General features: G+C 67.5%; 26 protein-coding genes, 1 tRNA gene and 1 pseudogene. 12 read left to right on the top strand and 16 right to left on the bottom strand.

Annotation, left to right across the window (positions count from 1 at the left end; all coding sequences use genetic code 11):
- Positions 1 to 22: 22 nt before the first annotated feature.
- The 4 genes from PARN5_RS0111175 to PARN5_RS25110 all read right to left on the bottom strand — a co-directional run bounded on the left by PARN5_RS0111175 (position 23) and on the right by PARN5_RS25110 (position 3,360).
- Entirely contained in the window at positions 23 to 1,126 is a 1,104-nt protein-coding gene (locus PARN5_RS0111175; protein WP_017999860.1) for an ABC transporter ATP-binding protein, read from the bottom strand.
- Between the two features lie 157 nt (positions 1,127 to 1,283).
- Positions 1,284 to 1,673 (bottom strand): acyl-CoA thioesterase, encoded by a 390-nt coding sequence (locus PARN5_RS0111170; protein WP_017999859.1) that lies wholly within the window; start codon positions 1,671 to 1,673, stop codon positions 1,284 to 1,286.
- A 71-nt stretch (positions 1,674 to 1,744) separates the two neighbouring features.
- The gene (locus tag PARN5_RS0111165) at positions 1,745 to 2,977 is read right to left on the bottom strand and encodes an FAD-binding oxidoreductase (protein ID WP_017999858.1); all 1,233 of its coding nucleotides are present in this window, start codon (positions 2,975 to 2,977) and stop codon (positions 1,745 to 1,747) included.
- On the bottom strand, positions 2,974 to 3,360 hold the full coding sequence (locus tag PARN5_RS25110) for a YetF domain-containing protein (RefSeq protein ID WP_081614954.1): 387 nt from the start codon (positions 3,358 to 3,360) through the stop codon (positions 2,974 to 2,976). The genes PARN5_RS0111165 and PARN5_RS25110 overlap by 4 nt, the downstream gene beginning before the upstream one ends.
- Here PARN5_RS25110 and PARN5_RS0111150 point away from each other — a divergent pair.
- Positions 3,340 to 4,484: pseudogene (locus PARN5_RS0111150) on the top strand (IS3 family transposase). The gene PARN5_RS25110 and the pseudogene PARN5_RS0111150 sit on opposite strands and share 21 nt — an antisense overlap.
- A gap of 36 nt (positions 4,485 to 4,520) precedes the next feature.
- Here PARN5_RS0111150 and PARN5_RS21950 read toward each other — a convergent pair.
- A complete protein-coding gene (locus tag PARN5_RS21950) occupies positions 4,521 to 4,766 on the bottom strand; it encodes a hypothetical protein (protein WP_017999856.1) in 246 nt (81 codons plus the stop codon).
- Between the two features lie 241 nt (positions 4,767 to 5,007).
- Between PARN5_RS21950 and PARN5_RS0111140 the strand changes: the two genes are divergently transcribed.
- Positions 5,008 to 6,180, top strand: a complete 1,173-nt coding sequence (locus tag PARN5_RS0111140) for a membrane dipeptidase (RefSeq protein ID WP_017999855.1) — start codon at positions 5,008 to 5,010, stop codon at positions 6,178 to 6,180.
- A 39-nt stretch (positions 6,181 to 6,219) separates the two neighbouring features.
- A complete protein-coding gene (locus PARN5_RS0111135; protein ID WP_017999854.1) occupies positions 6,220 to 6,879 on the top strand; it encodes a glutathione S-transferase family protein in 660 nt (219 codons plus the stop codon).
- Between the two features lie 12 nt (positions 6,880 to 6,891).
- Here the strand turns inward: PARN5_RS0111135 and ppk2 are convergent, their stop codons facing one another.
- Complete coding sequence (gene ppk2, locus PARN5_RS21945) at positions 6,892 to 7,878, bottom strand: polyphosphate kinase 2 (RefSeq protein ID WP_017999853.1); 987 nt, start codon at positions 7,876 to 7,878, stop codon at positions 6,892 to 6,894.
- 291 nt (positions 7,879 to 8,169) lie between these two features.
- Between ppk2 and parE the strand changes: the two genes are divergently transcribed.
- The 3 genes from parE to PARN5_RS23845 all read left to right on the top strand — a co-directional run bounded on the left by parE (position 8,170) and on the right by PARN5_RS23845 (position 10,763).
- Entirely contained in the window at positions 8,170 to 10,140 is a 1,971-nt protein-coding gene (gene parE, locus PARN5_RS0111125; RefSeq protein ID WP_017999852.1) for a DNA topoisomerase IV subunit B, read from the top strand.
- Positions 10,137 to 10,475: a YnfA family protein gene (locus PARN5_RS0111120; protein ID WP_017999851.1), complete on the top strand. Its 339-nt coding sequence runs from the start codon at positions 10,137 to 10,139 to the stop codon at positions 10,473 to 10,475. Before parE ends, PARN5_RS0111120 begins: the two co-directional genes overlap by 4 nt.
- 69 nt (positions 10,476 to 10,544) lie before the next feature.
- Positions 10,545 to 10,763 (top strand): transposase, encoded by a 219-nt coding sequence (locus PARN5_RS23845; protein ID WP_085999842.1) that lies wholly within the window; start codon positions 10,545 to 10,547, stop codon positions 10,761 to 10,763.
- Positions 10,764 to 10,777: 14 nt separating this feature from the next.
- Here the strand turns inward: PARN5_RS23845 and PARN5_RS0111110 are convergent, their stop codons facing one another.
- The gene (locus PARN5_RS0111110; protein ID WP_017999849.1) at positions 10,778 to 11,593 is read right to left on the bottom strand and encodes an alpha/beta hydrolase; all 816 of its coding nucleotides are present in this window, start codon (positions 11,591 to 11,593) and stop codon (positions 10,778 to 10,780) included.
- Between the two features lie 569 nt (positions 11,594 to 12,162).
- Positions 12,163 to 12,246 (bottom strand) — tRNA-Tyr (locus PARN5_RS0111105).
- Between the two features lie 156 nt (positions 12,247 to 12,402).
- Between PARN5_RS0111105 and rlmB the strand changes: the two genes are divergently transcribed.
- The 3 genes from rlmB (at position 12,403) to PARN5_RS0111090 (ending at position 14,364) form a co-directional block, all read left to right on the top strand.
- On the top strand, positions 12,403 to 13,200 hold the full coding sequence (gene rlmB, locus PARN5_RS0111100) for a 23S rRNA (guanosine(2251)-2'-O)-methyltransferase RlmB (RefSeq protein ID WP_017999848.1): 798 nt from the start codon (positions 12,403 to 12,405) through the stop codon (positions 13,198 to 13,200).
- 109 nt (positions 13,201 to 13,309) lie between these two features.
- Positions 13,310 to 13,726 carry a YHS domain-containing (seleno)protein gene (locus PARN5_RS0111095; RefSeq protein ID WP_017999847.1) on the top strand — a complete coding sequence of 139 codons (417 nt, stop codon included), beginning with the start codon at positions 13,310 to 13,312 and terminating at the stop codon, positions 13,724 to 13,726.
- Positions 13,727 to 13,911: 185 nt separating this feature from the next.
- Positions 13,912 to 14,364 carry a CoA-binding protein gene (locus PARN5_RS0111090; protein WP_017999846.1) on the top strand — a complete coding sequence of 151 codons (453 nt, stop codon included), beginning with the start codon at positions 13,912 to 13,914 and terminating at the stop codon, positions 14,362 to 14,364.
- Between the two features lie 59 nt (positions 14,365 to 14,423).
- Here PARN5_RS0111090 and PARN5_RS0111085 read toward each other — a convergent pair whose 3' ends face one another.
- Complete coding sequence (locus PARN5_RS0111085) at positions 14,424 to 15,443, bottom strand: ribose-phosphate pyrophosphokinase (RefSeq protein ID WP_017999845.1); 1,020 nt, start codon at positions 15,441 to 15,443, stop codon at positions 14,424 to 14,426.
- A gap of 84 nt (positions 15,444 to 15,527) precedes the next feature.
- On the opposite strand from PARN5_RS0111085, the gene PARN5_RS0111080 reads away from it, so the two are divergent.
- Together PARN5_RS0111080 and PARN5_RS0111075 are read left to right on the top strand one after the other, a co-directional pair.
- A complete protein-coding gene (locus tag PARN5_RS0111080; protein WP_017999844.1) occupies positions 15,528 to 16,127 on the top strand; it encodes a 2-hydroxychromene-2-carboxylate isomerase in 600 nt (199 codons plus the stop codon).
- Positions 16,124 to 16,894, top strand: coding sequence for an alpha/beta fold hydrolase (locus PARN5_RS0111075; RefSeq protein ID WP_017999843.1), 771 nt, complete (start codon positions 16,124 to 16,126; stop codon positions 16,892 to 16,894). Before PARN5_RS0111080 ends, PARN5_RS0111075 begins: the two co-directional genes overlap by 4 nt.
- A 631-nt stretch (positions 16,895 to 17,525) precedes the next feature.
- Here the strand turns inward: PARN5_RS0111075 and PARN5_RS0111070 are convergent.
- The 7 genes from PARN5_RS0111070 to PARN5_RS0111040 form a co-directional block, all read right to left on the bottom strand.
- Positions 17,526 to 17,876 (bottom strand): H-type lectin domain-containing protein, encoded by a 351-nt coding sequence (locus PARN5_RS0111070; protein ID WP_017999842.1) that lies wholly within the window; start codon positions 17,874 to 17,876, stop codon positions 17,526 to 17,528.
- Positions 17,877 to 17,990: 114 nt separating this feature from the next.
- Positions 17,991 to 18,437: a F0F1 ATP synthase subunit epsilon gene (locus PARN5_RS0111065; RefSeq protein ID WP_017999841.1), complete on the bottom strand. Its 447-nt coding sequence runs from the start codon at positions 18,435 to 18,437 to the stop codon at positions 17,991 to 17,993.
- A gap of 9 nt (positions 18,438 to 18,446) precedes the next feature.
- Positions 18,447 to 19,871 carry a F0F1 ATP synthase subunit beta gene (gene atpD, locus PARN5_RS0111060; RefSeq protein ID WP_017999840.1) on the bottom strand — a complete coding sequence of 475 codons (1,425 nt, stop codon included), beginning with the start codon at positions 19,869 to 19,871 and terminating at the stop codon, positions 18,447 to 18,449.
- A gap of 18 nt (positions 19,872 to 19,889) precedes the next feature.
- Positions 19,890 to 20,765 (bottom strand): F0F1 ATP synthase subunit gamma, encoded by an 876-nt coding sequence (locus PARN5_RS0111055; protein WP_017999839.1) that lies wholly within the window; start codon positions 20,763 to 20,765, stop codon positions 19,890 to 19,892.
- A gap of 12 nt (positions 20,766 to 20,777) precedes the next feature.
- On the bottom strand, positions 20,778 to 22,313 hold the full coding sequence (atpA, locus tag PARN5_RS0111050; RefSeq protein WP_017999838.1) for a F0F1 ATP synthase subunit alpha: 1,536 nt from the start codon (positions 22,311 to 22,313) through the stop codon (positions 20,778 to 20,780).
- On the bottom strand, positions 22,313 to 22,879 hold the full coding sequence (locus PARN5_RS0111045) for a F0F1 ATP synthase subunit delta (protein WP_017999837.1): 567 nt from the start codon (positions 22,877 to 22,879) through the stop codon (positions 22,313 to 22,315). Before PARN5_RS0111045 ends, atpA begins: the two co-directional genes overlap by 1 nt.
- 261 nt (positions 22,880 to 23,140) lie before the next feature.
- Positions 23,141 to 23,971 (bottom strand): methyltransferase domain-containing protein, encoded by an 831-nt coding sequence (locus PARN5_RS0111040; protein WP_017999836.1) that lies wholly within the window; start codon positions 23,969 to 23,971, stop codon positions 23,141 to 23,143.
- Positions 23,972 to 24,022: 51 nt separating this feature from the next.
- Between PARN5_RS0111040 and gloB the strand changes: the two genes are divergently transcribed.
- The gene (gloB, locus tag PARN5_RS0111035; protein WP_017999835.1) at positions 24,023 to 24,769 is read left to right on the top strand and encodes a hydroxyacylglutathione hydrolase; all 747 of its coding nucleotides are present in this window, start codon (positions 24,023 to 24,025) and stop codon (positions 24,767 to 24,769) included.
- Positions 24,770 to 24,806: the final 37 nt, after the last annotated feature.

Below are 24,806 nucleotides of genomic sequence, written 5' to 3'. Positions count from 1 at the left end.
CTCCCTTGCTTTCGATACGAAATCAGACCGGATCCAGCGCCCGCGCATCCTCGGGGTGCCAGCCGATGCGGATGGTCTGGCCGGGCGACAGCTTCACCTGGCCCAGCGTGTTGCGGTATTTCATCACGAAATCGTCCTGGCCGGCGACGTTCAGCCGGGCGCGCAGGATGTCGCCCATATAGACCACGTCGCGGACTTGGGCCTCGACGGTATGGGCGCCGGCGGGCATCAGGTCGGGCTTGAACTCGACCCGCTCGGGCCGGATCGAGACCGTGGTGGTCTGGCCGCTTTCGCGGATGTTGACGGCGGTGGCGTCGATCACCTCGCCATTCTGCAGCCGCACCAGCGCCTTGTCGCCCTGAAGCTGCTCGATCGTGCCGCGCAGCGCGTTGTTTTCGCCGATGAAGCCGGCGACGAAGCTGTTCTCGGGCTGCTCGTACAGCACCGGCGGCGGCGCCAGCTGCTGGATGCGGCCGTCGTTGAACACGGCGATGCGGTCCGACATGGTCAGCGCCTCGCCCTGGTCATGGGTGACATAGACCACGGTGATGCCCAGCCGGTCGTGCAGGGCCTTGATCTCGAACTGCATGTGCTCGCGCAGCTGCTTGTCGAGCGCGCCCAGCGGCTCGTCCATCAAGACCAGCTTGGGGTCGAAGACCAGCGCGCGGGCCAGCGCGATGCGCTGCTGCTGGCCGCCCGAAAGCTGCGCCGGGCGGCGGCTGGCGAAGCGGCCCATCTGCACCATGTCGAGCGCGCGGGCGACCCGGCTTTCGCGCTCGGCCTTGGCCATGCCGCGCACTTCCAGCGGAAAGGACAGGTTCTCGCCCACGGTCATGTGCGGAAACAGGGCATAGTTCTGGAACACCATGCCGATGCCGCGCTTGTGCGGCGGGACGTCGTTGATGTTGCGGCCGTCCAGCCGGATCTCGCCATGGGTGGCGGTCTCGAATCCGGCCAGCATCATCAGGCAGGTGGTCTTGCCCGAGCCGGACGGGCCCAGCATGGTCAGGAACTCGCCCTTGCCGATGGAAAGGTTCAGGTCCTTCACCACAAGCGTCTGGCCGTCATAGCTTTTCTGGACGTGGTCGAAGACAACGAAAGCCTCGTTGCCGGTTGGCGAAGTCACGATGCGGGCCCCCTGTTTTCTATGGTTCTTTATTCCGCCCTGTCAGACTAATCGGCGGTGCTTGCGGATTGCAACCGGCTTCTATGCGCAAGGCCGGGCCCGGCCCGCGGATTTTCCGGACTGCCCGTCCGCTGCCCGCCAGGCGGGGTGGAAATGGTCAATCCGCGGACGGCAGCGGACGCGGACGGCCGTCGTCGTCCAGCGCCACGAAGACGAAGCTCGCCCGGGTCACGCACTGGGTCTCCTCGCCCTCGCGCGAGCGGCGCCAGGCCTCGACATGCAGCTGCATCGAGCTGCGACCTTCACGCAGGATGGTCGCGAAAACAGAGACTTCGTCGCCGACCTTGACCGGCTGGTGGAAGGTGAAGCTGTCCACGGCGACCGTGGCGCAGCGCCCGCGCGCGCGGCGGGCCGCGACATTGCCGGCGGCCAGGTCCATCTGCGACATCAGCCAGCCGCCGAAGATGTCGCCGGCCGGGTTGGTGTCGGCCGGCATGGCGGTGGTGCGGATCGCGGGCTGGCCCTGCGGGTGCTCCGGCTGCGTCATCTTGTCCCTCGCTGGCGCGCTGCTGGCATGGCGCCAGATTGCGGCGCCGCCGCACGGCGCGCAAGCCTCCGTCAGCGGAAGCGGTAGAGGTCCGCGTCGGGATCCGGGCGGCCGTCGATGCGCCGGGCGGTGACCTCGGCCGCGATCACCGACCAGGTGATGCCATTGCCGCCGAAGCCCATCACCGCATGGGTGCGCCGGCAGCCCGGCACCCGGTCGATGATCGGCAACCCGTCGTCGCTATCGCCGAAGGCGGCGGCCCAGGCATAGGCCGGGCGAAAGCGGATGCCGGTCAGATCGCGCAGCTTGCGGGCGATCTCGGCCGCGTTGCGGCGCAGCTTCTCGGAGTCTTCGTGGGCGGTGGCGCTGGCCTGGTCCTCGCCGCCGGCGATGATGCGGCCGGTGGGCGTGGCGCGGAAATAGAGGTAGGGGTCCGAGGCCTCCCAGACCAGGAAATCCTTCAGCCAGCCGGGCTGGCGCACGCCTTCGGGCGAGGCGATGGCCCAGGTCGAGATGATGCGATGCCGGGGCGTGAGCATCTGCGGCAGGAATTCGTAGCCGGTGCAGAAGACCGCGTGGCTCGCCGCCACCACCTGCCCCGCGGTCGAGGCCAGCGCCACCCCGTCCGAAAGCTCGGCGAAATCCGCGACCTCGAAGGGCGAGGCGATCTCGGCCCCGCGCGCCCGGGCCAGGTTCAGCAGCGCCGCCGTCAATTGGCCGGGATTGGCCGAGGCCGAGGCGGGCGAGACGATGGCGCCGGTGCGATCGAGGCCGAAGCTGTCGAGCAGCTGCTGGCGGCCAAGGTATTCGGCCGGGATGCCGGCGGCTTGGCGCGCCTCGGCCTCGGCCTCCAGCGCGCGATGGCCCAGCGCGTTCCCGGCCAGATACAGCGCCCGCTTGCGCTGCATCTGGCAGTCGAGGCCGAGGCGCTGCGACAGGCGCAGAAGCGACTCGACCGCCTTGACCGAGCGGCGCCAGGCCCGCGCCGCCTTCTCCGCGCCGATCCGGCGCGAAAGATGCGACAGCGGCACGTCGATCTCGTGCTGGATCATCGCCGTCGAGGCGAGCGACGAGCCGCGCACCGGCTGGCGGCGGTCGAGGATCAGCACCCGCCGCCTGGCCCTGGTCAGCCGCTCGGCCAGCAGTGCGGCGGAAATGCCGGTGCCGACGATCACCACGTCCCAGCGCCGCGCCGAGGGCTGGGCCAAGGGCGCGACCGAGATGTCCGGCGTCTCGGCCCAGAAGGAATGGCCGCTGCGCAATTGGCGCTTCAGCGTCTGGCGGGACGGCTTGCCCTGGCTCATCGACGTTCGGCCCAGGCCATTTCCCGCGCCGGCAGCATCGGCGGCTGATAGAGCCCCTCGCCGCCATGCTCGCCGTGCTTCAGGATCGAGATGCCGCCGTCCGCCTCGAGGATGGCGAATTTCACCTGCGCCAGGTCCTCGATGCCGCATTGGCGCAGCTTGCTGTAGAGTTCCTGCACACCGATGCCCTGCCGGCGCAGCCGGTCGGCATGCACCCGCCCCCGGCTGACGACGATGCGCGGCCGCCCCTCGAAGACGCGGCAAAACCAGGGCGAGGCCAGTGAGCACCTCCCCGAAAATCGGACAGTGACGTAAGCTCTGATCTTCCGTCTGCTGGTCTCCAAGAACGAGGAGAACAGACGATGTCGAAACGCAGGAACCATGACGCGGGCTTCAAGGCTCGCGTGGCGCTGGAAGCCGTGAAGGGCGAGCGCACCGTGTCGGAGCTGGCCGCGGAATACGGCGTGCATCCGACGATGATCCACCAGTGGAAGAAGGCGCTGCTCGAGGGGGCATCGGACATCTTCGAACGCGGCAGGAAGAAGAAGGCCGAGGTCGACGAGGAGACGGTGCGATCGCTGCACGCCAAGATCGGAGAGCTGGCCGTCGCCAACGATTTTTTGTCACGAAAGCTCAAGCCCTGGACCGGCAGGTGAGGCGCGGGATGATCGAACGCTCTCACCCCACGCTGTCGGTCGGGGCGCAATGCCGTCTGCTGTCGATCTCGCGGTCGTCGTTCTACTACGCACCGCAGGGCGAGACCGAGATGAACCTGGCGCTCATGCGGCTGATCGACCGTCAGTTCCTGGAAACCCCCTTCTACGGCGTCCAGCAGATGACCTGGCACCTGCAGAACGAAGGGCACCCAGTGAACATGAAGCGCATCCGGCGGCTGATGCGGCTCATGCGTCTGATGCCGATCTACCAGAAGCCCAACACCAGCAAGCCTGCGAAGGGGCACAAGACCTACCCCTATCTGCTGGGTGGCCTGCGGGTCGATCGGCACAACCATGCCTGGTGTGCCGACATCACCTATCTGCCGATGCGACGAGGCTTCCTCTACCTGGTCGCCATCATGGACTGGTTCACCCGCAAGGTGCTGGCCTGGCGCATCTCGAACACGCTCGAAGCCGACTTCTGCGTCGAGGCGCTGAACGAGGCGGTCCACCGCTTCGGCCCGCCCGAGATCATGAACACCGATCAGGGCTCGCAGTTCACGTCCTTCGCCTGGACCGACCGGCTGAAACGGATCGGCACCCGGATCTCGATGGACGGCAAGGGCCGGTGTCTCGACAACATCTTCATCGAGCGCCTTTGGCGGTCCCTGAAGTATGAGTGCGTCTATCTGCACGCCTGGGAGACCGGCTCGCAGGCGAAGGCGGGCGTTGGCCGATGGATCACCTTCTACAACCACCAGCGGCCCCACGCCGCCCATGGCGGACAGCCGCCCGCCGTGGTCTACTTCAACCAGATCGAAACCGATCAGCAGGGGCAGAGAGTAGCTTAAATCATCCCGGAAACTGTCCAAGAGATGGGGAGTGGCTCACAGCATCGCCTTGTCGATGAGCTTGTTGTAGATCGAGACGATCAGGATCGCGAACATCGCCGGCAGCATCGGCACCTCGGGGTAGAAGAGCGAATCGCCCACCGCCGAGCCGATGGCGATCACCAGCAGGAATTCGACGATGGAAAGCTGTGCCACCGTGCGCCCGCCCAGCCAGCGCATCAGCATCAGCGTGTAGAAATAGACGATGGTGGTGCGGAACAGGACCTCGAGCGCGAAGCGCATGTCCTGTTCGCCATGAGAATGCGCTGCATCTCGTCAAACATGGCGACTGTCCCCTGCCCGCGTTGCGCGGGTCTTTCGCAAACGCCGTTACCGGGGGGGCGGGTTCCCGGGCCGCGCGAGCCGGGGGCGCTTCGCCCCCCGGACCCCCCGAGGATATTTGTGCAAGAAAGAAGCCGGGCGGATTTTCGTCGCCTTGGGCCGGGGTGCGGCCTATGGTTGGCGGAAACGGAATGGGGGCGGCATGATCCGGCGCATCTTCATGGGACTGGCGGTGCTGGTCGTGCTGGCCGCGGCGGGCGTGGCGATCTGGGGGCCGGGTTTCGTCGAGCGGCGGCTGAACCCGGTGACCATGCCCGAGGCGGGCTGGCCGGTCTCGCCCGAGGCCGAGGCGCTGCATCGGCGGCTGGTCATCGGCGACTGGCATTCGGACGCGCTGCTGTGGGACCGCGACCTGCTGGACCGGGCCGGGCGGGGTCATGTCGACGTGCCCCGGCTGGCCCTGGGCAATGTCGCGGTCCAGGTCTTCACCACCGTCACCAAGAGCCCGCGCGGCCAGAACTACAGCCGGAATTCCGCCGAGGCGCCCGACAATATCACGCCGCTGTTCATCGGCCAGCTGCGGCCCTTCTCGGCTTGGTTCAGCCTGAAGGAGCGCGCGCTGGTCCAGGCCGCGGCCCTGCGCCGCGCCGCCGAGCGCGCGCCGGAGGCCTTGATGCTGATCCGCTCGGCCGAGGATCTGCAGGTGCTGCTGGAGGCGCGGCAGAATGGCGCCCATACCGTCGGCGCCCTGCTGGGCACCGAGGGCGGCCATCCGCTGGAGGGCAATATCGCCAATTTGCAGGTGCTTTACGGCGCCGGCTTCCGGCTGGTCGGGCTGACGCATTTCTTCGACAACGAACTGGGCGGCAGCCTGCATGGCGAGGGCGGGGCGGAATCGGGCCTGTCGGATTTCGGCCGCGAGGTGGTGGCCGAGATGATGGCCAAGCGCATGATCGTCGACCTGGCGCACGCCAGCCCGCAGCTGGTGCGCGACGTGCTGGCCATTCCCGGCACCCGGCCGATCCTGTCCCATACCGGCATCCACGGCCAATGCGCCAGCCCGCGCAACCTGCCCGATGAGCTGGTGCAGGCCATCGCCCGCAAGGGCGGCGTGATCGGCATCGGCTTCTGGGCGGATGTGAACTGCGGCAGGACACCGGCCGACATCGCCGCCTCGATCCAGGCCGCCATCGCGCTGGTGGGCGAGGACGCGGTCTCGCTGGGCTCGGATTACGACGGTTCGGTCGATGCGCCCTTCGACGTGGCGCATCTGGCGGCGCTGACCCAGGCGCTGATGGATGCGGGCCTGAGCGACGAGCAGATCGCCAAGGTCATGGGCGGCAACATGATGCGCTATCTTGCCCAGGTGCTGTAAGCGGGCCTAACCTGCGCCCAGGCATCACGGGAGAGAACCATGCTGACCGTCTATGGCGTCACCCGCTCGCGCGCCTCGCGCATCATCTGGCTGTGTCACGAGCTGGGCCTGCCGTTCAAGCAGGTGCCGGTGATCCAGGCCTATCGGCTGGAGGATGCCGGGGCGCCCGGGGCGCCGCTCAACACCCGCTCGGAGAGCTTCCTGAAGCTGTCGCCCGCCGGGGCCGTCCCGGTGATCCAGGACGGCGACCTGGTGCTGTCCGAATCGCTGGCCTGCACGCTGCACCTGGCGCGCAAGCACGGCCAGCCCTTCGGCCCCGCCGACATGGTCGAGGATGCGCTGATGCTGCAATGGAGCTTCTACGCCGCCACCATGATCGAGCCGGACGCGCTGGCGATCCTGTTCAACCACCGCCCCGGCCAGGCCCAGCCGGGCGCGGCGCAGGCCGCCGTCGGCCATGCGGCCGAGCGGCTGGTGCGGCCGCTGGCGGTGCTGGACGCGCATCTGGCGCGGCACGGCCACCTGGTCGGCGGCCGCTTCACCGTGGCCGACCTGAACGTGGCCGAGATCCTGCGCTATGCTCAGGGCTATGGCGCGCTGATCGAGCAGTTCCCAGCCGCGCAAGCCTGGCTGGATGATTGCCAGGCCCGGCCGGCCTTCCAGAAGATGTGGCAGGAGCGGCTGGCCGAACCCGAATAGCCTGGGGCTGCCCTAGCCGGCCGCCTGCGCGCCCGGCGCCGCGCCCTTGGCCGCGCGCCGGTGGTCGGGATGCAGCGAGGCGCCCAGGATATGCTCGGACTGGTGGATCACATGCCCGGCATGGCCGACGATCAGCGGGTCGGGCGGCGTCACGATCCCGGGGTCCTTGTCGGGATAGTCCAGCGTCGACAGGAAATGCCGCATGCAATTCAGCCGCGCGCGCTTCTTGTCGTTCGACTTGACGATGATCCAGGGCGCGTCGGCGGTGTCGGTATAGAAGAACATCGCCTCCTTCGCCTCGGTGTATTCGTCCCATTTGTCGAGGCTGGCCAGGTCGATGGGCGACAGCTTCCAGCGTTTCAGCGGGTCGGTCTCGCGTTCCTTGAAGCGGCGGCGCTGCTCGTCGCGGGTGACCGAGAACCAGTACTTGTAAAGCCGCACCCCGGCCCGGACCAGCATCCGCTCGTATTCCGGGGCCTGGCGCATGAACTCCAGGTATTCGGTGGGCGAGCAGAAGCCCATCACCCGCTCGACGCCGGCGCGGTTGTACCAGCTGCGGTCGTAGAACACCATTTCGCCCGCGGTGGGCAGGTGCTGGATGTAGCGCTGGAAGAACCACTGGCCGCGCTCGACCTCCGAGGGCTTGTTCAGCGCCACCACGCGGGCGAAACGCGGGTTCAGGTGTTCCATGAAGCGCTTGATCGTGCCGCCCTTGCCGGCGGCGTCGCGGCCCTCGAACAGGATGACGAATTTCTGCCCGGTCTCCTGCGCCCAGATCTGCACCTTCAGCAATTCGGCCTGCAAGAGCGCCTTTTCCCGCTCATAGGCCGCGCGGCCCATGCGGCGCGGATAGGGATAGCGCCCGGTCTCGAAGGCCAGGCGGATCGCATCCGGGTCGACCCTGGGAAAGCTTCTGGGCCCCTGCCCCTCGCCATTGCCATCGGCGGCCGGCTCCACGCCGGCCGCCGCATCGGGGACAGCGGCGGCGGCCGGGGGCATGACTTTCGCCTCTCCGACCACCGTCGCTGCCGACTCGCCAACCCCGGAGGCGTCGGGCGTTTCCCTCTTGACCGTGATACCATCCATGCGCGCGCTCCTCCGTTACCACTCAACGAAGGAATTGTGACATAGCCCCGGGTGGGGCGCCTTGACACGCATCAAGTTGTCGCAGGTTCTTGTCACATTTGACCAGGCGCCGCCGGCGCGGAGGGCCCGGCCGACACTTGCCCTTGCCCCGCCCCGCCGCGCCATGAGATAACCCCGGCCCAAAGAGCAAGACGAGCAGGTGCCATGGCAGACGATCTTTTCCCGGCCTCGGACAAGGCGATTGACAGCTATTCCGCCGCGTCCATCGAGGTGCTGGAAGGGCTGGAACCCGTCCGCAAGCGCCCGGGCATGTATATCGGCGGCACCGATGAACGCGCGCTGCACCACCTGGTGGCCGAGATCCTCGACAACTCGATGGACGAGGCGGTGGCCGGCCATGCCAGCCGCATCGAGGTCGAGCTGCTGGCCGATTTCAGCGTGGTGATCCGCGACAACGGCCGCGGCATCCCGATCGACCCGCATCCGAAATTCCCCGGCAAGTCGGCGCTGGAGGTGATCCTGTGCACGCTGCATGCCGGTGGCAAGTTCTCGGGCGATGCCTATCAGACCTCGGGGGGCTTGCACGGCGTCGGCGCCTCGGTCGTCAACGCGCTGTCGGACAGCATGGTGGTGCAGGTCGCCCGCAACAAGGAACTGTTCCAGCAGAGTTTCTCGCGCGGCATCCCGCTGGGGCCGGTGGAAAAGGTCGGCGCCGCCCCGAACCGGCGCGGCACCACCGTGACCTTCCACGCCGACGAGCAGATCTTCGGCCATCACCGCTTCAAGCCGGCGCGGCTGATCCGCATGGTGAAGTCCAAGGCCTATCTGTTCTCGGGCGTCGAGATCCGCTGGAAGTCCGAGATCGACGACGGCGAGACGCCGCAGGAGGCCATCTTCCACTTCCCCGGCGGGCTGGCCGACTACCTGAACGAGCAGCTCACCGGCGCCTCCAGCTATGCCGACCGGCCCTTCGCCGGCAGCGTCGATTTCAAGGAAAAGTTCAACGTCCCCGGCAAGGTGGACTGGGCGATCAACTGGACGCCCTCGCGCGACGGTTTCATCCAGAGCTATTGCAACACCGTGCCCACGCCCGAGGGCGGCACGCATGAGGCCGGCTTCTGGTCGGCGATCCTGCGCGGCATCCGCGCCTATGGCGAGCGGGTCAGCAACAAGAAGGCGGCGCAGATCACCCGCGACGACCTGCTGACCGGCGGCTGCGCGCTGGTCAGTTGCTTCATCCGCGAGCCGGAATTCGTCGGCCAGACCAAGGACCGCCTGGCCACGGTCGAGGCCGCCCGGCTGGTCGAGGGCGCCGTGCGCGACCATTTCGACAACTGGCTGGCGGCGGATACGAAATCCGCCGGCGCGATCCTGGATTTCCTGGTGCTGCGGGCCGAGGAGCGGCTGCGCCGCCGCCAGGAAAAGGAAACCGCCCGCAAGTCGGCGACCAAGAAGCTGCGCCTGCCGGGCAAGCTGGTCGATTGTTCGAACGCGAACCGCGAGGGCACCGAGCTTTTCATCGTCGAGGGCGACTCGGCCGGCGGCAGCGCCAAGATGGCGCGCGAGCGCCAGACCCAGGCGCTGCTACCCCTGCGCGGCAAGATCCTGAACGTGCTGGGCGCGGCCAGTTCCAAGCTGGGCTCGAACCAGGAGATCAGCGACCTGTGCCAGGCGCTCGGCGTCGGCATGGGCAGCAAGTTCAACGTGGACGACCTGCGCTATGACAAGATCATCATCATGACCGATGCGGATGTGGACGGCGCCCATATCGCGTCGCTGCTGATGACCTTCTTCTTCACCCAGATGCGGCCCCTGATCGACAAGGGCCACCTGTATCTGGCCTGTCCGCCGCTTTACCGGCTGACCCAGGGGGCGCATCGCGTCTATGTCGCCGACGATGCCGAGAAAGAGGCGATGCTCGCCAAGGGCCTGGGCGGCAAGGGCAAGATCGACGTGCAACGCTTCAAGGGCCTGGGCGAGATGGATGCCAAGGACCTGAAGGACACGACGATGAACCCCAGGACGCGCAAGCTGATCCGGGTCTCGATCGACGAGGAAGAGGGCGGCGAGACCTCGGACCTGGTCGAGCGGCTGATGGGCAAGAAGCCCGAGTTGCGCTTCCAGTTCATCCAGGAAAACGCGCAATTCGCCGACGCCGAGGAACTGGACCTGTGACCCTGGCCGCGCCGCTGGCCGTCTACGGGCTGGCGGCGCTGGCCGAGATCGCCGGCTGCTTCGCCTTCTGGGCCTGGCTGCGGCTGGGCCGCTCGGCCTGGTGGCTGGTGCCGGGCATGGTCGCGCTGGCGCTGTTCGCCTGGCTGCTGACCCGGGTGCAGGTCGATTTCGCCGGCCGCGCCTATGCCGCCTATGGCGGGATCTATGTGGCCTCGTCGCTCGGCTGGCTGTGGCTGACCGAGGGCCAAGCGCCGAGCCGCTGGGACCTTCTGGGCGGCGGGCTGTGCATCCTGGGCGCGGTGGTGATCCTCGCCGGCCAGATGCGCCCGGCCTAGAGGGTGTCTTCATTCAAGGATTTCCATGTTGTCGGCGTGCTGATTCAAGATCGGAAACCGGAGGCGATCTTGAACGACGACCTGCGGGCCGCCGTCCGGATCAAGCGCAACCGCAGCCGCGCCGGGAGTACGCCGCTGGACCGGGCACTCTACGAGGAACGTCACCTCGTGGAGTGTTTCTTCAACAAGCTCAGATGCTTCCGGCGCATAGCCCTGCGATGCGAGAGGACCGTCGCCTCATTCAAGGCGTTTGTCGACCTCGCCTGCGCAATGGCTTGGAACGCTTGAATGAAAGACGCCCTCTAGCCGCCGAGCGCCGCCAATGCAGTCAGCTGCGCGCCCTCGGGATCGGCGAGGTCATCCAGCACATCGAAATGGTTGCGCCCCGCCACCAGCAGCAGCTCGGCCGGTTCGCCGGCTTGCCGGCAAGCGGCGGCATAATCGCGTGACTGGCGCAGCAGCTCCGGCCGCTCATCGGCACCGGCTGCGACCAGCATCGGCGCGCCGGGACCGATCCGGCGTTGCGGGCTGAAGCGGTCGATCTCGGCCTCGGTCAGCTGCAGCGGATCATTCCAGCCGCACAGGCTGATCGGCTCGAGATCGTAGAGCCCGCTCATCGCCAGCACCGAGCCCACCGCCGGATGCCCGCGATGAAGCGCCGCCAGATGGCCGCCGGCGGAATGGCCGGCCAGGCACATGGGTCCCGTGCCCAGCTCGGACTGCCCGGCCAGATGGTCCAGCAGCCGGCCGACCTGCTTGACGATGCCGGTCATCGAGGCGGCGGGCGCCAGCGCATATTCCGCCAGCACCACGTTCCAGCCATGCGCCAGCGGGCCGGCGGCGATGAAGGTGAAATCCTCCTTGTCGCAGCTTTGCCAATAGCCGCCATGGACAAAGACGAAGACCGGCGCCTCGGCGCGTCCGCAGGGCAGCCAGTCGAACCGTTCCCGCGCACCCTTGCCATAGCGCAGGTCGTAGCGCCCGCCGTGCCCGGCCCGCATCGCCTGGCTGCGGGTCTGGAAGTCGCGGATCAGCCCGGGAAAATCCGCCACATGGCCGCTGTTGTCATAGGCGCGGTCCAGCGCCGCGCGGTCCATGCCGCGATAAAGCCGTGTCATCGCACCCCTCCCCGCGACAGTCACCAGGCGGTCCCGGCGCACCATCTCATTGTCTTCGCAAAATGGCAAAGCTGCCTGAAGAGGAAGGTTCCGCACCGCATCGGCCTTGGCGAAGACGATCACGTCCCACGCCCGTCCTCTGTGGACCCCGTCTCACCATCGGGTTCGGCAATGCCCTCCAGGGTGCGGACAGCGGCACGGGAAATGCGATAGACGACGGTAAAACCGTTCTTGCAGGCGCGGCGGCCGGTCTCGATCAGGATGCCTTCGCTCAGGAACTCGTTGATCGTGCGCTTGACGATGGTTTCGCCAAGCTCGGTATGCCGCTGGATCGTTCCCTTGGAGCACCGGATGCCCGAGGCGCGGCGGGAAGCCGTGACATATTCTTTTGTCAGAAGACCTTTGACAGTGCCGTCGGATGGAGTGCCAGCGCCCCCGGCGGTTTTCTTTTGCGCAGGCGAGGCCCGGAGCTACGGGACACCTGCGTCATAACCCATTGATTTGCATGCTGCCGCATCGCGCGAATGCGGAACACCACTTTGTTGATTTCGTTCAGTTTTCAGAAGAAGTGGTGGGCGACCCTGGAATCGAACCAGGCATGGGTCTCCCCGGCGGAGTTACAGTCCGCTGCCGCACCTTGCAGCACGTCGCCCGCCGAACGCTTCCGGCGTGTGGAGGGGTGATTAGCCGCCCGCGCCACGGGCGTCAAGCGGTCAGCGCCGGAAAAATCCGCGCCGCCCGCAAACCGCCGCGAAACTTGCAATCCCCGGCGATTTCTGCGCTACCAGAAGCCCAAGGATAGGTGCGTCATGGCCGAGAAACCGCAGAAAACCAAGAAACCCACCTGGGTCATCGACAAGGAGCGCGCCCGGCGCGCCGCGGCGGCGGAAACCGTCTGGCTGTTCGGCCTGCACGCGGTGCGCGATGCGCTGGCCAATCCGGCGCGGGAAAAGCTGCGGCTCGTGGTGACCCAGAACGCGCTGGACCGGCTGGGCGCCCTGCCCCCCGGCATCGAGCCCGAGATCACCGACGCCCGAACCTTCGACCGCCATGTGCCGCTGCCGCCCGAAAGCGTGCACCAGGGCGCCGCGCTGGAGGTGAAGCCGCTGAAATGGGGCAGCCTGACCGAGCTGGCGCTGTCGGGGCCCGGCAAGCCGCTGCTGGTGGCGCTGGACCGCGTCACCGATCCGCATAACGTCGGCGCCATCCTGCGCTCGGCCGAGGTCTTCGGCGCCCGCGCCGTCCTCGCCCCTGCCCGCCACAGCGCCCCCGAGACCGGCGCGCTGGCCAAGACCGCCTCGGGCGCGCTCGAGCGCCAGCCCTATCTGCGCGTCACCAACCTGGCCGATGCGCTGATCGAATTGCAGGGCATGGGCTATGTGGTGATCGGCCTCGACGGCACCGGCGAGGAGATCCTGCCCGACGCCTTGGCACAGGTCGCGGGCCGGCCGCTGTGCCTGGTGTTGGGCGCCGAGGGCCCCGGTTTGCGCGACCGCACGCGCGAGACCTGCGACCGCATCGCCCGCATCCCCTTCGCGGCGGATTTCGGCTCGCTCAATGTCTCGAACGCGGCGGCGGTGGCGCTTTACGCGGTCTCACGCGGCTGAGCACGGCGCGCGGCATCGGGATCACATCGACGCTAGAAAATCGCCGCCTCGGTTGAGAATCGCCGGGCGATTTGCCAGATCCTAGGCATCTTCCCCATCGCCCGTGCCCATGATGATTCGCGCCCTGCTGACCAGCCTCCTGCTTCTTCTGCCCGTTTCGCCGGCATTGGCGCAGAATTGGGCATTGGACGGCATGGATCCGGTGTCCTATGGCACCGACAATGCGGCGGTGCCGGGGCGCAGCGACCTAGTGACGCTGTGGCGCGGCAAGGCCTGGCATTTCGCCAGCGAGCAGAACCGCAATCTTTTCGAGGCGAATCCGGGCGCCTATGCGCCGGGGCTGGGCGGGCTTTGCGTCGTCGCCCTGTCCGAGGGCCGCTCGGAACCCGGCAATCCGCGGTATTTCGTGGTGATCGGCCAGCGCACCTATTTCCTGCGCTCGGAACGCGCGCGCGCGCGGCTTCTGGCCGATCCGCAGCAGGTGCTGATGCGCGCCAAGGCCTTCTGGGCCCGGATGAATCCGTGAGTTTCTCACTTTTTCGTGAACAGGGTGGAACTTTTTGGCCACGGTTCCCATTTATTTAGGGAACTTGACCACGGAACGGTCTTGTTCAGATCACTGTCCCTCGTTCCGCGACTTGCGCCCGGCCAGAACACTGGACCGGGCGCTTTTTACGTGCCACTCTAAGTTGAGATCTGGGGGAGGATCAGATGAACCTGGCTATTCTTCGCGACATCGGCTCATCGCCGGCCGATGACGACATCGCGCGTATCGCCCGCTCGACCCGCTGCATCGCCATCATCGGCCTGTCGCCGAATGAGGCAAGGCCGTCCTGGGGCGTGGCGCGCTATTTGAAATCGCAGGGTTTTCGCGTGATTCCGGTCAATCCCGGCCATGCCGGCAGCATGATGCTGGACGAGCATGTCTATCCCGACCTGGCCTCGATTCCGCCCGAGGCGGGCGTGGACATGGTCGACATCTTCCGCCGCGCCGAGGCGGTGCCGGGAGTCGTGGAGCAGGCCATGGCGCATCTGCCGCGCCTGCGCACGGTCTGGATGCAGCTGGGAATCAGTCATCCGCAGGCGGCGAATTGGGCCCGCGCCCGCGGGCTGACGGTGATCGAGGACCGCTGCCCCAAGATCGAGTTCCCGCGCTTCCTGTGAGCCCATGAAAAAGACCCCGGACCTTGCGGCCGGGGTCTGACACCGCACCGGCGGCCGGCTCAGGCGCCGGTGTAGAGACCTTCGTAGATCGGCCCCAGGGTCTCGATCTCGAAGAGCGAGCTGACTGAGGTGCCGTTCCAGATGTTCAGGATCGCCTGGGCGAACATCGGCGCCGTCGGCACGATGCGGATGTTCGAGGCGGATTTCACCTTGTCGGTCGGCTCGATCGAATCGGTGATGACCAGCGATTTCATCACCGATTTCTGCACCCGCTCGACCGCCGGGCCGGAAAGGACGCCATGGGTGATATAGGCGTGGACCTCGACGGCGCCGTGCTGGATCAGCACCTCGGCCGCCTTGCAGAGCGTGCCGGCGGTGTCGCAGATGTCGTCGACGATGATGCAGGTCTTGCCCGCCACCTCGCCGATCACGGTCATCTCGGCCACCTCGCCGGCCTTTTCGCGGCGCTTGTCGACGATGGCCAGCGGCGCGCCGATGCGCTGCGCCAGCTCGCGCGCCCGCGCCACGCCGCCCACGTCGGGCGAGATCACCATCAGGTCCGACAGCCGGTCGCGGAAGTGATGCTTCACGTCCAGCGCAAAGACCGGCGCGGCATAGAGGTTGTCCACCGGAATGTCGAAGAAGCCCTGGATCTGCGCCGCATGCAGGTCCAGCGTCAGCACCCGGTCCACGCCGGCCTCGGTCAGCAGGTTCGCGACCAGCTTGGCGCTGATCGGCGTGCGCGCCTTGGCGCGGCGGTCCTGGCGGGCATAGCCGAAATAGGGGATGACGGCGGTGATCCGGTCGGCCGACGAACGCTTCAGCGCGTCGGTCATGATCAGCAGTTCCATAAGGTTGTCGTTCGCCGGGTTCGAAGTCGGCTGGATGATGAACATATCCTCGCCGCGGACGTTCTCATAGACCTCGACGAAGATCTCCTGGTCGTTGAACCGCTCGACGCGGGCTTCGATGGGGGCGACATTCATCCCGCGATGCATCGACATGCGCCGCGCGATGGCATTGGCCAGCGGTCGGTTCGCATTCCCCGCGATCAGCTTCGGTTCGGTCATGGCCGGCATGGCTGGCTCCGTAAGGGTGGATTCGTGTGATTGCACCCCGCTTAGCACCGGGCTAGCTTGCCCGCAAACCCCGGAGGCCCCGCCATGGCGCATATCGACTATTACCTGAGCACGCAGAGCCCCTGGTGCTATCTGGCCGGCGACCGGCTGGAGCAGCTCGCGGCGCGGCATGGCGCCTCGGTCACCTACAAGCCGCTGGATGCCTGGCAGCTTTTCGACCGCACCGGCGGCGTGCGCCCGGCCGACCGCCACCCGAACCGGCTGCAATACCGCGACCAGGAACTGGCCCGCTGGGCCGATTGGCTGGGACAGCCGATGGTGCCGAAGCCGGCGTTCTTTCCGGTGAATACCGCGCCCTCCTCCTATGCGATCATCGCGGCGCAGGAGGCCGGCGGCGGCGATCTGGGCGGGCTGGTGCAGCGTTTCCTGCGCGCGGTCTGGGCGGACCAGGAAAACATCGCCGATGACGCGGTGATCCGCGCCAAGCTCTCGGCCTCGGGCTTCGACCCGGACCTGGCCGACAAGGGGCTGTTCCTGGGCGCCGAGACCTATGGCCGCAACCTGAAACAGGCAGCCGAGGCCGGGGTCTTCGGCGTGCCCTTCTATGTCGTGCGCGAAAGCGGCCAGCGCTTCTGGGGCCAGGACCGGCTGGACTTCCTGGACCGGCATCTGGCCAGCCTGTGAGCGGGCTGCACCTGCGGGAATGGCCGGGCCAGGCCGACCGGCCGGCACTGGCGCTGCATTGCATGATGGGCAATGCCTCCTGTTGGCGACCGATCGCGTATGCGCTGCGCGACCGCATCCAGGTCACCGCGCCCGACCTGCCCGGCCACGGCCTCAGCCCCGGCTGGGACGGCGGGCCGCCGGATTACCACACCGCCGTCACCCGGGCGGTGGCCGGGCTGGTGACGCGGCCGCTGGACCTGATCGGCCACAGCATGGGGGCGACCGTAGCCCTGCGCATCGCCGTCGCCGCGCCCGAGGCGGTGCGCAGCCTGACGCTGGTCGAGCCGGTGCTGTTCGCGGCCGCACCCGACGCGGCGCATGACGGGCTTCTGGACCGCATCGACGCGCGGCTGGCCCAGGGCGACGAGATCGAGGCGACGCGCGCCTTTCTCTCGGTCTGGGGCGGCATCGACTGGGAGGCGCAGACACCGACCGCCAAGGCGCGGCTGGTCCGCCAGATCCGGCTGGTGCAGGCCAGCAACGAAGCCCTGCGCCGCGACAGCGCCAATATCCTGCGCGAAGGCGGGCTCGAGGCCATCGACGCGCCGGTGCTGATCGTCATGGGCGAAGATTCGCCCCCGGTGATCCCGGCGATTGCCGATGCGTTGGCGACGCGGCTGCCCGACGTGGGCCGCGCCCGGGTGCCGGGCGCCGGGCACATGCTGCCGATCACCCATCCGCAGCAACTGGCCGAGCTGATCGGGCTGAACCTCGACCGCGCCTGAGCCGGCCGGGTCGGTTGCGACGCGGCGCGCATGAGGCGCAGCGCGCCGCCGTGATCGCCGGCTATGACGCGCTGCAAGAGCCGGACCTGGCCGACCGGCCGCTCGCCCGAGGCGCGAAATTCGCCCAGACAAAAGCGGCATATCCGCCTATCCCGCTGAAACGGAATGGCTCTCGAGACTGCCGACCGGGACCCCCGATGGCTAAAGTTCTCTTCAGCTTCGCAACCGCCTCGTCCGGGCCTGGCGGGGGCTGGCGGAGCTCTGCTGCCTCTCCCTCATTCCGCGCAGCACGGGCTTCGCGCATCCTCGCGGGAGAGCGGAGAGCGGAGAGCGGAGAGCGGAGAGCGGAGAGCGGAGAGCGGAGAGCGGAGAGCGGAGAGCGGAGAGCGGAGAGCGGAGAGCGGGGCAAGATCACGGAACAATGGCGGGCGTCAAGGAAATTGAACCCCACGCGCCGACTCGCGCAGGTCGCTCTCATCGCCGGGACCAAGATCCACCCACTCGATGTCCTGGCTGAGGGCTTGGACGAACACGACAAGGCCCGCCGGGCAGAGCCTCGATCCGGCCCGGCCGCCAAATCCGCCGGGATGCGCCGCCGCAGCCTTGGCCGCGGCATCGCAGCGGGCACGGCTCAACCGGCGTCGAAATCGTCCTCGTAGCGCACCGGGCCGATGGCCAGCCAATTGGCCCGCACCCGTGCGACGCGGGTATCGCCCCAGGTGCGGAATTGCAGCTCGAACCCCTGCGTCGTGACCTGCACCGCCTGGATGTCGGCGCGCTGGTTGGCGTTGCGGTCCACGTCCCACATGCTGAGCCCGACATGCACCACCGGCGGCTCGGCGAAGCCCTGGTCGAAATGCACGTGCTGCACCTCGAGCCGCGGCCCGTGCCCGGTCCACATCGGACCGCCGCTTTCGAAGGCCGAGAACATCTCGACCGAGCCCTGCTCGACCCCGACAGCAAAATGTCCGAAACGCCGCAAATTCCGCCTTCCCCTCGCCGAATGCCCTGCATCCTGATGATAAAAGGTTGAGAAACAATTGAGAAAGCCCCGGAATTTCCGGGGCTTGCTGTCTTTTTCGCCAGATGCCCGCGCTTAGTGCGGGAAATTCGAGTGGTTCGGGTCCAACCCGATATGGGTGCCAAGGGCCTCCATATCCGCCAGCAGCTTGACGGCGGCGGCGACGATTTCCTCGCCGGCCGATTCGCGCTCCTTGGCGGATTGCACGCGACGATGGGCTTGCGCCATCATCTCGTCGAAGACCGCCTGCGTCATCTCGGCCCGCGGATGGCCGCGCTCGGCCAGCAGGGTGACGGATTCGTTGTTGATCTCGGCAAAGCCGCCGGTCACCGCGAATTCCGTCTGACTGCCGTCCGCCGCGACCACGGTCACCAGGCCGGGGCGCAGGTTGACGATGGCCGGCGCATGGCCGGGCATCGCCGTCAGATCGCCGTCGGCGCCGGGCAGGCGCACCTCGCGCACCGGGACGGACACCAGGTTCCGCTCCGGCGACACCAGGTCGAACTGCATCGTGTCGGCCATGTCGCCCCCTTACGCCGCGTCAGCGGCAAGGCGCGCGGCCTTGGCTTTCACGTCCTCGATGCCGCCGACCATGTAGAAGGCCGCTTCCGGCAGGTGGTCGTATTCGCCGGCCACCACCGCCTTGAACGACTTGATGGTGTCCTCCAGCGGCACCTGCACGCCGTCCGAGCCGGTGAAGACCTTGGCGACGTCGAAGGGCTGCGACAGGAAGCGCTGGATCTTGCGGGCGCGGGCCACGGTCAGCTTGTCCTCTTCGGACAGTTCGTCCATGCCGAGGATGGCGATGATGTCCTGCAGCGACTTGTATTTCTGCAGGATGCCCTGCACCGCGCGGGCGGTGTTGTAGTGCTCTTCGCCCACGACCGCCGGGTCGAGGATCCGGCTGTTCGAGTCGAGCGGGTCCACGGCCGGGTAGATGCCCAGTTCCGAGATCGCCCGCGACAGAACCGTCGTGGCGTCCAGGTGGGCGAAGGTCGTGGCCGGCGCCGGGTCGGTGAGGTCGTCGGCCGGAACATAGACGGCCTGGATCGAGGTGATCGAGCCGTTCTTGGTCGAGGTGATGCGTTCCTGCATCGCGCCCATGTCGGTGGCCAGCGTCGGCTGGTATCCCACGGCCGAGGGGATGCGGCCCAGGAGCGCCGACACTTCCGAACCGGCTTGCGTGAAGCGGAAGATGTTGTCGACGAAGAACAGAACGTCGGTGCCGGTGGCGTCGCGGAACTGCTCGGCCACGGTCAGGCCGGTCAGCGCCACGCGCATCCGCGCCCCCGGAGGCTCGTTCATCTGGCCATAGACCAGCGCCACCTGCGATTTCGACAGGTCGTCCGGCTTGATGACGCCCGATTCCACCATCTCGTGGTAAAGGTCGTTGCCTTCACGGGTCCGTTCGCCGACGCCCGCGAACACCGAGTAACCCGAGTGCACCTTGGCGATGTTGTTGATCAGTTCCATGATCAGAACCGTCTTGCCCACGCCGGCGCCGCCGAAGAGCCCGATCTTGCCGCCCTTGGAATAGGGCGCCAGCAGGTCAATGACCTTGATGCCGGTGACCAGGATCTCGGACGCGGTCGCCTGCTGGGCGAAGTCCGGGGCCGGCTGGTGGATGGCGCGGCGGTCGGTGACGTTCAGCGGCGCGCCCTCGTCCACCGGCTCACCGACGACGTTCAGGATGCGGCCCAGCGTCACGTCGCCCACCGGAACGGTGATCGGCGCGCCGGTATCGGTCACGGGCAGGCCGCGGACCAGACCTTCGGTCGCGTCCATGGCGATGGTGCGGACGGTGTTCTCGCCCAGGTGCTGGGCCACTTCCAGCACCAGGCGCTTGCCGTTGTTCTCGGTTTCCAGAGCGTTCAGAATCGCGGGCAGCTGGCCCTCGAACTGCACGTCCACCACGGCGCCGATCACCTGCGTGATTTTTCCTTTGGCCTCTGCCATGTGTTTAACCCCTACGTGTCAGAGCGCCTCTGCGCCCGAGATGATTTCGATAAGTTCCTTGGTGATCGCAGCCTGACGCGTCCGGTTGTATTCGGTGGTCAGCTTGTTGATCATGTCGCCGGCGTTGCGGGTCGCGTTGTCCATCGCGCTCATCCGGGCACCCTGTTCGGAGGCCGCGTTCTCCAGCAGCGCCGCGAAGACCTGGGTCGCCACGGAACGCGGCAGCAGATCGTTCAGGATCGCGTGCTCATCCGGTTCGTAGTCGTAGAGCGACGAGGCACCGGCCTCGGCGCCTTCCTCGACCACGGCGGGAATGATCTGGCGTGCGGTCGGAACTTGGCTGATGACCGATTCGAAGCGGTTGTAGAACAGCGTCGCCACGTCGAACTGGCCGGCGTCGAAGCGGTCCAGGATTTCGTCGGCGATGCCGCGCGCGTTCTCATAGCCGATGCGCTTGACCTCGCTCATGTCCACGTGATGGACGAAATACTGCGAGTATTCGCGCTTCAGCTGCTCGCGGCCCTTCTTGCCGACGGTCAGCAGCTCGACCTGCTTGCCCTGGGCTTGCAGCTCGGCCATGCGCTGGCGCGCCAGCTTGACGATGGACGAGTTGAAGCCGCCGGCAAGCCCGCGCTCCGAGGTCATCACCACCAGCAGGTGGCGACGATCCTCGCCGGTGCCGGCCAAGAGGCGCGGCGCGTTGTCCGAGCCGGCCGCCGCAGCGGTCAGCCCGGCCATCACGCTGGCCATGCGGTCGGCATAGGGACGCGCAGCCTCGGCCGCCTCCTGCGCCCGGCGCAGTTTCGCGGCGGCGACCATCTGCATCGCCTTGGTGATCTTGCGCGTGTTCTTGACGCTGCCGATCCGGTTCTTGAGATCCTTGAGGCTGGGCATCTGTCACCCTCCTCAGGCGTAGGTCTTGGCGTAACCGTCCAGAGCCGCCTTGATCGCATCCTCAAGATCGCCGCTGACTTTGCGGTCGTTCCTGGTCATGTCCTCAAGCAGGTCGGCTTTCTGGTTGCGCAGATACTGGATCAGGCCCTGTTCCCATTTGGTCACGTCATTGACCGGGATGCTGTCCAGGTAACCCTTGGTGCCGGCATAGATCACGATGACGATCTCGGCATTGGTCAGCGGCGAATATTGCGGCTGCTTCATCAGCTCGGTCAGGCGGGCACCGCGGTTCAGCAGCTTCTGCGTCGCGGCGTCGAGGTCCGAGCCGAACTGCGCAAAGGCCGCCATCTCGCGATACTGGGCCAGTTCCAGCTTGACCGGGCCGGCGACGGATTTCATCGCCTTGGTCTGGGCGGCCGAACCGACGCGCGACACCGACAGGCCGGTGTTCACGGCCGGGCGGATGCCCTGGAAGAACAGCTCGGTTTCCAGGAAAATCTGGCCGTCGGTGATCGAGATCACGTTGGTCGGGATATAGGCCGAAACGTCGCCCGCCTGGGTTTCGATGATCGGCAGCGCGGTCAGCGAGCCGGCGCCGTTGGCCTCGTTCAGCTTGGCCGAACGCTCCAGCAGGCGCGAGTGCAGGTAGAACACGTCGCCCGGATAGGCTTCACGCCCCGGCGGACGGCGCAGCAGCAGCGACATCTGGCGGTAAGCCACGGCCTGTTTCGACAGGTCGTCATAGATGATCAGCGCATCCATGCCGTTGTCGCGGAAATATTCGCCCATGGCGGTCGCCGAATAGGGCGCCAGGTATTGCATCGGCGCCGGGTCCGAGGCGGTCGCGGCCACGACGGTGGTATAGGCCATGGCGCCGGTCTCTTCCAGCTTCTTCACCAGCTGGGCCACGGTCGAGCGCTTCTGGCCGACGGCGACATAGATGCAGTGCAGGGTCTTCATGCCATCGGCCTCGCGGCCGTTGTAGTTCGCCTGGTTCAGGATGGTGTCCAGCGCGATGGCGGTCTTGCCGGTCTGGCGGTCGCCGATGATCAGCTCGCGCTGGCCGCGGCCGACCGGGATCATGGCGTCCACCGATTTCAGGCCGGTCGCCATCGGCTCGTGCACCGATTTGCGCGGCATGATGCCGGGGGCCTTCACGTCGGCAATGGCCATGATCGGGTCGGCGATCGGGCCCTTGCCGTCGATCGGGTTGCCCAGCGCGTCCACCACGCGGCCCAGCAGGCCCTTGCCGGTCGGGACTTCCACGATGGCGCCGGTGCGCTTGACGGTGTCGCCTTCCTTGATCGAGCGGTCGTCGCCGAAGATCACGACGCCGACGTTGTCGGTTTCAAGGTTCAGCACCATGCCGCGGATGCCGCCGGGGAATTCGACCATCTCGCCGGCCTGAACCTTGTCCAGGCCGTAGACGCGGGCGATGCCGTCACCGACGGACAGCACCTGCCCGACCTCGGCCACCTCGGCGTCCTGACCGAAATTCTTGATCTGATCCTTAAGGATGGCCGAGATTTCGGCAGCCTGGATTCCCATTATCCGACCTCTTTCATAGCATTCTGGAGGGAGGCGAGCTTCGAGCGGATCGAGCTGTCGATCATCTGCGAGCCCAGTTTGACGATCATGCCGCCGATGAGGCTTTCATCGACGCGCGCGTTCAGTTTCACCTTCTTGCCCGATTTCGCGGCCAGCGCGTCGGTCAGGCGGGACTTCTGGTCGTCGCTCAGCGCCTGGGCGCTGACCACGTCGGCGGTGACCTCGCCCTTTGCATCGGCGATCAGGCCGCGCAGCTTGGCGATCAGTTGCGGCAGCGCGAACAGCCGGCGGTTCCGGGCCATCAGGCGCAGGACATTCGCCAGCTCGGGCGAAAGGCCCATCTTGGCGGCCAGGGCGCCGATGGCGGCCTCCTGCTGGCGGCGGTCGTAGAGGGGCGAGACGGTCAGATCGCGCAGATCCGCGCTGGCGTCATAGGCCGAGGCCAGGTCGTCGATCTGGGCTGAAAGGGTGTCGATCCCTCCCGCGTCCCGGACCAGATCGAACAGGGCCTGCGCATAACGCCCGGCGATATCAGCGGAAATCGAAGCGGAATTGGCCACGGTCATCCTTCCGGTTAGCGCAAGCTCCGCAGGCGGGCCGGCGTTCGGGCCGGTCTGTCGCGGAGCGCGGGTCAAATGGGGGCCATGGCACGGCGGGCTAGGGCCTTCCCGAAATCTGCGGCGTCTCTAGCAGGTGCTTTTCCCTGCCGCAACCGCCTTGAACACGGAAATGCGAGGGTTTGCGGCCCCTGCGGCACCCATGTGACGCCGGTCCCGACCCCGATTGCGCAAACAGTCGCCGCGCCGGCCGGCCTCGCGCGCGCGAAGCTAATTCCCGCCCGGCTCTGCGCCGGGGAATCGTGCCACAGATTCGGGCTGCGTGCGCCCGCGCACCGTGCGCCCCGCGCCCTGCCCCGCCGGCCGCGGCCGGGCGATGCCTTCCAGCACGGCCAGCGGGCTCGGCACGCTGACCTTGCGGCCGCGCCCGACCGGGGCCTGCACCTGCTTGCTGAACTCGGACAGCACCACGCCCGCCACCAGCACCTGGCTGATGCGCAGCCCCGCCCGCTCCCACATCTGGGCGCTCTTCAGCCAGAAGCGCCGGTCCGAGGGCGGGATGTAAAGCGCCGCGCCGGTGCCCTCGGCGACGAAGCCCGCCGCCCGGGCCTGGGCATCCAGCTGCCCGGCGGTATAGCTGCGGCCGAAGCCGAAGGGCGTCGTCTCGGACCGCGCCCAGAGGCCGGCGCGGTTCGGCACCATGACCAGCATCCGCCCGCCCGGCCCCAGCACCCGCCAGGCCTCGTCCATCAGCGCCGCCGGATGGTCGGCGGTCTCGAGCGCATGCAGCAGCACCAGCCGGTCGACGCTGCCGGTGTCCAGCGGCCAGGCCGTCTCCTCGCACAGGGCCGAGCAATTCGGCAGCCCGGCCGGCCAGGCCATCACCCCCTGCGGCCCCGGCATCAGCGAGATCACCCGCCGCGCCCGCCCCAGCCAGGGCCGCAGCAGCGGCACCGCGAAGCCATAGCCCGCCACGGTCATGCCCTGGGTCTGCTCGGGCGGCCACATGCCACCCAGCCGGTCGCGCAGCACGCGCTGCACCACCCGGCCCAGCGCGCGGGTATAGTAGAACTTCCGTAGCTCATAGACGTCGTGATGCATTGCGTCCCCCGCTTCGCCCGGCCAGACTGCGGCAAAGAGAGGATTTTGCCAATGCCGCTGGAACTGGTCCCCGTCCGCTGCCTGACCGACAACTATGCCTGGCTGCTCAACGGCAACGGCCAGACCGCGCTGATCGACGCCCCCGAAGCCACGCCGATCCTCGCGGAACTCGCCGCGCGCGGCTGGTCGCTGGACCTGATCGCGCTGACCCATCATCACGCCGACCATATCCAGGCCGTGCCCGAACTGGTCCGGATGACCGGCGCGCGCGTCATGGGCAATGCGCAGGACGCCGCCCGCCTGCCGCCGCTGGACCTGGCCGTCCGGCCCGGCGAGACGGCGCGGATCTGCGGCGAGCCGGCCGAGGTCATCGACGTCTCCGGCCATACCATCGGCCACATCGCCTTCCACCTGCCGGAATCGGCCATGGTCTTCACCGCCGACAGCCTGATGGCGCTGGGATGCGGCCGGCTGTTCGAGGGCGACGCCGAAACGATGTGGGACTCGCTCTCACGCCTGGATGCGCTGCCAGGGGAAACGCTGGTCTGTTCCGGCCACGATTATTGCCGCGGCAACGGCGCCTTCGCGCTCTCGGTCGAGCCGGACAATGCCGCATTGCAGAAACGCCTGGCGGAGACCGCGGCGGGCGCGCGGCCCTGCGCGCCCTCGACCTTGGCCGAGGAACGGGCGACGAATCCCTTCCTGCGCGTGGCGGAACTGCGGGATTCCCTGGGCTTGCAGGGCGAATCCGATGCCCGCGTCTTTGCCGAGCTGCGCCGGCGCAAGGACGTATTCTGAGATGTTTCTGCAACGCGGCAAGCGAATTCGAACAGCA

Source organism: Paracoccus sp. N5, from assembly GCF_000371965.1.
In the GTDB taxonomy this organism is placed as follows: Bacteria; Pseudomonadota; Alphaproteobacteria; order Rhodobacterales; family Rhodobacteraceae; genus Paracoccus.
Note: the sequence above shows the minus strand (reverse complement) of the source record. Positions and strands in the feature narration are given on the sequence as shown.